This is a genomic window from Nonomuraea terrae, assembly GCF_004348995.1.
Classification (GTDB): Bacteria; Actinomycetota; Actinomycetes; order Streptosporangiales; family Streptosporangiaceae; genus Nonomuraea; species Nonomuraea terrae.
This window is the reverse complement of sequence record NZ_SMKQ01000425.1, coordinates 1-1719: the sequence shown is the minus strand read 5'-3', so window position 1 is coordinate 1719 and position 1719 is coordinate 1. Positions and strand designations below refer to the sequence as shown.

Below are 1719 nucleotides of genomic sequence, written 5' to 3'. Positions count from 1 at the left end.
ACTCACTCCCGGCTTCAGCCCACCACCCGATGAGCCGAATCCACCCGCAAACCCCTCGAACCGCACACCGGAGGCGCCATGCATCTGCACCACACCGAACCCCCGCTCTTCGACACGGCCACGGGAGGCGGCGGCGCGGCGACCCACGACGGCCGGCGTGCTCTGCGCATCGGCCTGGGCGGCCCCGTCGGCTCCGGGAAAACGGCCACGGTCGCCGCCCTGTGCCGCGAACTGCGTGACGCGCTGTCCATCGCCGTCGTGACCAACGACATCTACACCAGGGAGGACGCCGAGGCCCTGCTGCGGCACGCCGTGCTGCCCCCCGAGCGGATCACGGCCGTCGAGACCGGGGCCTGCCCGCACACCGCCATCCGCGACGACATCTCCGCCAACCTGGAGGCCGTCGAAGACCTCCAGACCCGGCTCGACCCCCTCGACCTGGTCCTGATCGAGTCCGGCGGCGACAACCTGACCGCCACCTTCTCCCAGGGCCTCGTCGACCACCAGATCTTCATCATCGACGTGGCGGGCGGCGACGACATCCCCCGCAAGGGCGGCCCCGGCCTGACCTCGGCCGACCTGCTCGTGATCAACAAGACCGACCTGGCCCCGTACGTCGGCGCCGACCTCGCCGCCATGGAACGCGACGCCCGCGCCGCACGCGGCACGCTCCCCGTGATCCTCACCAGCGTCAGAGCCGAAGGCGGCATCCGCCCCGTGGCCGCCTGGGTACGCCGCCGCCTCGCCGAACGCCCCACCCAGCACGCCCACCGCCAGACCACGACCCCGGCATGACGACCAGCAGCCCACCAACCACCGAAGTCACGACAAGCAGCCTCTCGGCTGTCGGAGTCGCGACCTGTCCTGTGCCGGATGCGCGCCCGGCCGGGCACTCCGCCCACGGACTGCGGGCCACCGCGCGTCTCACCGCGGCCGTCGAGGACGGGGCGACCTGCCTGCCTCAACTGTCCGGCGACGGCCCGTTCGACCTGCGCCGCCTGAGGTCTCGCGGTGGGCAGGCGCGCGTCTGCGTCGTCGGCGCGATGAGCGCCCCGCACAACGGCGACCGGCTGCGCATCGAGATCGTCGTCGGCCCGGGCGCGGACCTCGAGGTGATCTCCGCCGCCGCGACCGTCGCGCTGCCCGGCCCCGTCCCCGGCCATGCCACGCTGGACCTCGTCCTGTCCGTGGCTGACGGCGGGCGGCTGCACTGGCTGCCCGAGCCGGTCATCTCCGCCGACGGCAGCGACCTGCGCCAGCGCATCGGCGTCGACCTCGCCCCCACGGCCCGGCTCCTGCTCGGCGAACGGCAGATCCTCGGCCGCGCGCACGAACCGACGGGCCGGCTGACCAGCCGCCTCACCGTACGCCGTGACGGCCGGACGATCCTCGACCAGGAGACCGCGTACGGCCCCGGCGCACCCGGCTGGGACGGCCCCGCCGTACTGGCCGGCCACCGCGCCACCGCCCAGTTCCTCCTGATCGACCCCGCTCTCGACACGGAGCCGGCCCCGGCCCGGTTCCTCTGGGACGACCCGGCGGACGGCCACGCCGTGATCACCCCGCTCCCCGGAACCCCAGCCCGACTCCTCACCGCCATAGCCCCGAACGCCGGCACCCTCCACCTCGCCCGCCTCCTCCATCACCTCCACCCGACCCCCTGACCAGGCAGCCCTCCCCGAGGAAGCGAGGTACCGCCGTGCGGTGGTGGTGCGCTGT

General features: G+C 73.9%; 2 protein-coding genes. Both read left to right on the top strand.

Translation table 11 applies throughout. The features are described 5' to 3' along the window. Positions 1–78 precede the first annotated feature (78 nt). Complete coding sequence (gene ureG / locus E1286_RS47115; RefSeq protein WP_132623916.1) at positions 79–795, top strand: urease accessory protein UreG; 717 nt, start codon at positions 79–81, stop codon at positions 793–795. Between the two features lie 71 nt (positions 796–866). After that, on the top strand, positions 867–1664 hold the full coding sequence (locus E1286_RS47110; RefSeq protein ID WP_223190969.1) for an urease accessory protein UreD: 798 nt from the start codon (positions 867–869) through the stop codon (positions 1662–1664). Positions 1665–1719: the final 55 nt, after the last annotated feature.